The 7,170-nt window shown below is 38.6% G+C and carries 4 protein-coding genes and 2 pseudogenes; 1 reads left to right on the top strand and 5 read right to left on the bottom strand.

Features of this window, described 5'->3' with window-relative positions:
* The 5 genes and pseudogenes from VM640_RS04395 to VM640_RS04375 form a co-directional block, all read right to left on the bottom strand.
* Window positions 1–375: response regulator (locus VM640_RS04395; protein ID WP_325390200.1), on the bottom strand; the 375-nt coding region annotated here is incomplete at its 3' end.
* Window positions 376–391: 16 nt separating this feature from the next.
* Window positions 392–2,749, bottom strand: a complete 2,358-nt coding sequence (locus VM640_RS04390; RefSeq protein WP_325390199.1) for an ATP-binding protein — start codon at window positions 2,747–2,749, stop codon at window positions 392–394.
* A 58-nt stretch (window positions 2,750–2,807) separates the two neighbouring features.
* Window positions 2,808–2,975, bottom strand: coding sequence for a competence pheromone ComX (gene comX, locus VM640_RS04385; RefSeq protein ID WP_325390198.1), 168 nt, complete (start codon window positions 2,973–2,975; stop codon window positions 2,808–2,810).
* A 123-nt stretch (window positions 2,976–3,098) separates the two neighbouring features.
* Window positions 3,099–4,013, bottom strand: a complete 915-nt coding sequence (locus VM640_RS04380) for a polyprenyl synthetase family protein (RefSeq protein ID WP_325390197.1) — start codon at window positions 4,011–4,013, stop codon at window positions 3,099–3,101.
* Window positions 4,014–4,175: 162 nt separating this feature from the next.
* Window positions 4,176–5,114, bottom strand: a pseudogene (locus VM640_RS04375) (Rpn family recombination-promoting nuclease/putative transposase).
* 669 nt (window positions 5,115–5,783) lie between these two features.
* Between VM640_RS04375 and VM640_RS04370 the strand changes: the two are divergent.
* Window positions 5,784–7,009 (top strand): annotated as a pseudogene (locus tag VM640_RS04370) (IS110 family RNA-guided transposase).
* Window positions 7,010–7,170: the final 161 nt, after the last annotated feature.

Raw genomic sequence — 7,170 nt, 5'->3', positions numbered from 1 at the left:
AGGTATAACTGCTTCACCTCGTAAAGCACAGCGAATAGCCGTAACAAGCTGCTCTCTGGATGCTGTCTTGCTTATAAACCCGGAAACTCGTGCTTCTATGAGAATATTAAAATAAGAACTAATATCGTATCCTGTATATATTAAAATAGGTATATCCGAATTTATCGCGACTACTCTCCGGGTTAATTCCAATCCATTGATTACAGGCATATTCAAATCAAACATCAGTACGTCGAACGTTCGGCTTTTCAGTACCTCTAATGCGTCTGTACTAGAGGTTACAACAGTAACTTTCATATCGCTTTTTTGCTCAATCATACTTTTTGTCCCTTCACCCACTGACGGGTGATCATCGACTAATAATATTTCAATCATGTTTTGTCTTTTCCCCCTAAAAAACTTGTTCGTCTATACTCGGTATCTTGTTTAATGGCATCCAAATTGAAACTTCAAACCCTTTACCTAAACCTGAATGAATACATATTTTACCTTCAAGACTTGAAACTCGCTCCTTGATTCCAGATAACCCCATATGGTCAAAAGAAGCGTGTAAATTTTTAAGATCTATATCTGTACCCATCCCATTATCTCGATAGTCTAATTTTAAGCTGCCCTTACTATTGGCTAGCCTTATATTGATCTCTGTTGCCTTTGAATGTTTAGCTGCATTTGTCAAAAGCTCTTGGACAATTCGATAAACTGCCAATACATGTTCATAATCGAAATCTATCCTAAAATCAGTGGCATTAAAATTCACAATATAATTGGTTCGTAACTGGGCATTAGCGAATAAGTCCTCTAACGCATGAACAAGCCCCACCTCTTTTAATAAAGGGGGACGCAGCTCATTACAGGTTTCACGAATCTGATGGATTACATCTAATAGCCCTTCCGCCGTATCATTTAATCGTTTTCGCAGATCCACAGGGATTCTTTCATCTGTTGATATTATTTCAAGGTTGCGATACCAAAGCAATTGCTGTTGCAGTGCTGAATCGTGCAGATCTGATGCTAAACGACGTCTCTCTTTCTCCGATAAGTTAAATAAAAGGCGCAATACCCAAGGATGCGCTGAGTCTTTTTGGGTAACCGCTTCCTCTAATTCCTCCAATTCCTCTATTACCCCCTCAATCAAGTGTAGATTTTCATAAACCATATTTACATAAACTGCAACAGTTTTAAGCCATATTCGTTCATCTTGATTAAATTGAGTTCGATTTGATTTTTCCCTAATCCATACAAGTTGACTTTTATCCGTTTCCTGATTGACGATTAGAAAAACTCCATGACTACCGATATTGATTAACTCTCCAACCGGATTTGATCCCGGATTGTTTCTAAACCAATCCATTATAACTATATCAGGAAAGTCTGGACTTCCTGTTTTTTTCGCTAATGAATAATTTGTCAAATCCATTTCCAACAAGGAAATGGATCTGACAGATAAAACCTCCTTTACTTCCATAACTAATCGTTCTTCTAAATCGGAGATTTTCATCACTGTGGCAATATCATGAGAAAAACGATCTAAACTGGCTTGGAAATTAAATTTCTCTCTAAAAAGTTTTGGACGAAAACGAAAATCAAGTTCTTCTTTTAGATAAAGAAATACGATAATTCCTATATACGTCACAAGGGTAACCTGAATCCGCTGAACTAAAGTAAAATCCCTCACAAGATAGAATAAAAATATTACAAAAAACACAGTGGGTATGAGTGTTAAGATGGAATAATAACGTATACGGTTAATGATAAAATCGATATCGAACAAGCGATTTGCAGTTATCAGATATAAAAATACGGCAGGAAGGAATACTAAAAAAGCTGCCGCTAAAGCTCCCGGTATAAGTTCCACCCCGAATAAAAGAGTGGGAAAACCCACTAAAAAGACAAAGGGGGAAAATGCCAGTGTAAAGCCTGCAATGATGATTTTAAAAACCGGTCTATGTATGGTCTCTCTATAACGAATATAACGGGAGATTAAAATGTAAAGACATAAAAGAATGCTTATTGAAAAGATAGCCAGAAAGGAATATCTAACAATGGATAAACCTACTCCAAAGATCTGAAAAAATGAACTGATAACAAGAAGTAAACCATTTGTTAAATAAAATGCAAATAAAACCTTTCGGTTATACAAAGAAAGTCCATATCGCCTAAAATAATTATGTAAGAATTCTAAAAATAGTACGGGTATCAATGAGAATGCAATTCTATTGATATTCATCCCCAGAATATCTTTCCTAGATGAAGCACCGGCACTCAAATAACTAAATCCAAGCGCAAGAAAAAAGAGAATCAAAATGAGAGCGGACTTATCATCGCTTTTCTTGATATATAAAAAAAGGGAAGAAATGAATAATATGACGAATACAAGTGTTGGTATGACGATATGATACTGGACTAAGTTGGGAGTCAGATTATTGGTCACCTTATATGAAATTGATTCTCCATTTTTATTAATTTCTAATGTCTCTGCTTGTTCAATAACACCATATTGCAGAACTGTAAAATATTCGCTCGGCTGATTTTGATTGATCCGTAAAACCGTATCTCCAATTTTGATTCCCTGCTGTTCTGCCCATCCGAGATGATCCACATTAGCAATCTGCCATTTACCTACTTCATTTTCTTCCACGGTTAGCCCGATGTATGGGGTGTTTAAACTTACAAACAGCAAGTAATAGGACAACAGCAAAATGATTCCTGTTGAAGTTAGTAACACGAAACTTTTTCTAGAGTTTCCCATGCGAATCTCCTCCCATAAAAAAGAGTCAGGATAAATCCTGACTCTTTTTTGGATCTTTTTACCAATACTCTATTGATCCAGAGGTACTACTACCTGAACCTCCGAAAACCTCAAGAACTGCCTTCTGTTCCATTTCGGATAATCCTACTAAGCTCTCTGTACCCTCTTTCACTTTCTCTATTAGCTCAGAATTTTGCATTAAGTACTCAACAGCATTTTGCAGCATACCCTTTTTCCCTCCCTTTTGATTTTTTATCTGATTTTATCTAAATTATATCATGTAATCTAGCGTTTAACCCCGCCAACTGTACTGCGGGTTTCCGCAATTATATTGCGGGGAACAGAAGAATTAGACATAGTGCAACAACTTTTCCTTCCATTCTTGCGCCATCCCCATACTATCAATCAGTTCAAGAGCCTGTAACTGATTTAGTCTCATAATAACACGAGCATATTCAAGGGCGCCGGATTTTCCGATTAACGCTTGAATTTCTGCTTTATTTTTGATTAACTCTTCTTTCTTTAGTTTACCGCTAAAATAATCTCTCGTAAACTGATATTGCGGTTGTTGATTTTTAAGTAAATATAAGGTGAGAAGCGTTTTTTTCTTATTGATCAGATCATTTTTCTCATCCCAACGACAGATATCCTTTATGTCATTCTTGATTTGAGCAATAATCCCGATATGCTCTGCATATTTATTTACACGATCATGATATTTTTCACTGGCTAAAGCGGTTCCTACCAGACATGCAGCAGCCATCAGCGACCCTGATTTTTCCCTAACCATTTGGATATAATCTTCTTCGGATTCAATCAAATCCCTAAGATCAGTGTGTTGACCATTGATCGCTTTTAGCACCAGCGTATTTAGGTAGTCGTTTGCCCTTACCTTTCTATTTTGTTCAAATGAGGTTTGTTCTAATGCTTTTGTACTAAGCACTAGAAAACCCGTAGCTATGTTCATCGATATAGCCTGGTCAATTTTATTCCAAGGTACTGAAAAATCATCTTGATCCTGCAAGTCGTCGAATATATCCAGCGAAAGAATCATCAGCTCAACCGCCGCAGCTGCTTGAAAGATGTCTTGAGACCGACCCTCAAACATCTGATAATGCAAAATAGCAAGCTGGCCAAAAGGAAAATGGCCTTTCATTTTAAAAGTAACGAATTCTGATAAATAGTTTTTAAGTTCTTTTACCGGGAAATAGTCATCTACCAGTTGTAACATGACGTGTCCGATAACATCCCAATCCTCTTCCATAAAATGTGTTGCCTCAATCTTAAGAACTTTTTGCCGAAGGTTCATTTGATTAACTACTTTGCCCCAACCCTATGACAAAAACTCAATAAGCTCATTTAAGTTGAGTTCTTGTATTTGAACAAGAACTCTAAGCAGTTGTAACTTATGGGTAGCTTAGCCTCTTCAATCTTTTATTCTTTTAACTTCTTCTTCAGACAATCCAGTCGCCCTGACTACTTTTGGAATCTCAATTCCCATGTCTAAGAGGTTTTTAGCAATTTCAGCTTTTCCTTCAGCTTTTCCCTCGGCTTTTCCTTCGGCTTTTCCCTTCCGTTCTGCTTCTCTCGCCTTCAGCTCTCCTGCCTGTAGGGCTTCCCTCAACCGAAGTTCTGCCTCTCTGACTGCCGCCATCTCATCTAAAACTGCCTTACGTCTAGCAAAATACGCCTCTCGCACTTGGGGATCATCGCTTGATTTCTCCCAAGCTGCCATGGCCTGGTGCAAAACGGGATCTTGCATTGCAATCGCCTCCAGTGTTCTTAAAATTTCTTGATTCTCTGAACCCTCTAAGAGCAACAACCATCGCACTAAACTATTCTCCCAGGGGCTAACTTCCTTTCGCTGCCACTTAGCGATCAATTTCGGCAACTCCATGAAGTGCATTTCTAAGGCATCCGTGAGTTGAAATTTTCCTTCATCTTCATAGAGATGAAACACGTTATGATAGTTCTTCGTCTGATTCAAATCATTGAAATCCAGGATGTTTATCGTTACTGCTTTCGCCAGTTCCTTATATGCCATCCCTTCTCGCATCTGCCGGGAGTACATTTCCGCCCAATAATACAGTGAGCGTTTCTCCATGTCATATTGATTGCTTAATTGAATCTCTATGTTAATCTGCATTCCTTCGATCGTAACAGCACGAACATCCAGAATCGATTTCTTATCCTCTTTGTATTCTTTGTTTAATTCCGGATTCATGATCGTTATCGCTTCAATCCGACTTTCCTATGGCAGCCTCAGCGCGGCATTAAGAAATGCGATGAGGATCGCTTCATTCCCCTCTTTTCCGAAAATAAGCTTAAATGCGTAATCGATCTTAAGGTTGATAAGTTCCTTCACATTTCACGCTCCGTCCTCACCCTTATGAGATAGCCCTGATCATAAATGAGTCATGATCGTTCTTGATCGCCGTTTAAGGCATAAATTCCTTACGATCTATAGCCATATTATACCATAGGTATGGAATCATTCAAACGATTAGCCTGAAATTTCATTCACTATAGGGCATGTAACTTCGTTTTCTTGTGGATATTTTATTGTAAAAGATTTATCTCATATAAATTATGGAATACAATAAATTATTTTATCTTAAAACTTTTCTTAAAATATTTTTATATAAATCAAAGAGGTGTAGTTCTATGAATAAGAACTTAAAATTAGGTTTGATTATAATTTTAAGTTTTATTCTCATTTTAAGTGCAACAGGATTTGCCATTAAAAATCTAGTCCAAAATACAAGTGTATATATAAACATCCATGAATTCGCAGTTCACAGGGAGGGATGAAAATCAGGCATAGGAATCCATTCTACATTACCAATAAACTGGGAATAATCTTAATAAGGCGGGGGTACTGTTAGCCGTTCTTTTTGTGGTGGATTTTACCCCGGAATATAAACTGGCTCCAACAATCTATGAGTACAGGGGAATGTGCCAAGAGCACGTGTAAGAAATTTCTTTAGTTTTCTCCGATTGTTGGATTCGCCCGCCTTATTTGGAGGTGTGTTTAGTGGATGCTGTTTTAGAATGCTGTGCTGGGTTGGATGTCCATCAAGAAACAGTGGTTGCCTGTGTTCTCTTTGGTCCCCTTGAACATAAGCCGAAAAAAGAGATCAGGACGTTTGGAACGACAACTCCCGAACTTTTGGCCCTTGCTGACTGGCTGGAAGAACAAAAGTGTACTCATGTGGCGATGGAAAGCACAGGAATCTATTGGAAACCTATTTGGAACATTCTAGAGACCGGGTCGTTTCAGCTCATCCTAGCGAATGCCCAAAGAATCAAGAATGTTCCGGGACGAAAGACGGATGTCAGAGATGCAGAATGGATAGCTCAACTTCTTCGCAGTGGCTTAATCGAAGGTAGTTTTGTTCCACCCGTAGAGATCCGTGATTTAAGGGATCTAACCCGATATAGGAAGAAACTTCTTCAGGATGCGACTCAAGAGAAAAACCGGATTCATAAAATTCTGCAAGACGCCAATATCAAAATTACAACCTATATTTCCGATATCTTCGGAGTCTCTGGACGTAATATCATGGAGTCTCTCCTTGATGGAGAGGTCATAACTGCAGAGAAGATTACCAAGATGGTAAGAGGTAAGCTAAAAAGTAAAGTGCCTGGTTTGGTCGATGCTTTAAATAACCGCCTACGCAGCCATCATCGGGAAATGATTAGATTCTCCTGGAAACACTTGGAGTACTTAGAACGAACGATTCTCGATATCGAGGCTCAAATAGAGCTGTGCCTAACTCCCTATCGTCAAGAAGTCGAACTATTGGATTCCATACCCGGTGTAAACCAAACGGCTGCAGCGGTGATGATTGCTGAATTTGGTACAGATATGTCGGTTTTTCCAACGGATAACCATATTTCTTCTTGGGCTGGAGTATCACCAGGAAATAATGAAAGTGCAGGTAAAAAAAAAGAGCTGGGACCACATCAGGGAACAAAGCATTAAAGGCGGTTTTATGCGAGTGTGCATGGGCTGCTTCTAGAACAAAAAATACTCGTCTATCCGCAACATATTGGCGATGGGTAAAACGCATGGGAAAGAAAAAAGCGTTGCTTGCCCTAGGCCATCTAATGCTTCGGATTGCTTACAAGATATTGCTTACCAAGGAACCATACAAGGAATTAGGCACGGAATATTTAGCAGAACGTGAACGCGAAAAGGAACAACGAGTTATTCGGCAGCTTCAATCTAAAGGATATCAAGTTTCGAAAGTGTGTTAAGGTAGGTTCCGAATAAGGCAATATTTAAGAGATCCCACAGTGGTTCTCGGGCATCCCTATTGTCTTTAAAACTTAAGTTATAAGGTCCGGACACGGGATTTAACGCCGAAGAGAAAAAGTAGTAATTCCAAAGAATTTAGTGAAGCAGATGCAATCTCTAA

This window comes from Desulfitobacterium sp. (assembly GCF_035539115.1).
Lineage (GTDB): Bacteria > Bacillota > Desulfitobacteriia > Desulfitobacteriales > Desulfitobacteriaceae > Desulfitobacterium_A.
This window is presented reverse-complemented; position numbering and strand designations above follow the sequence as displayed.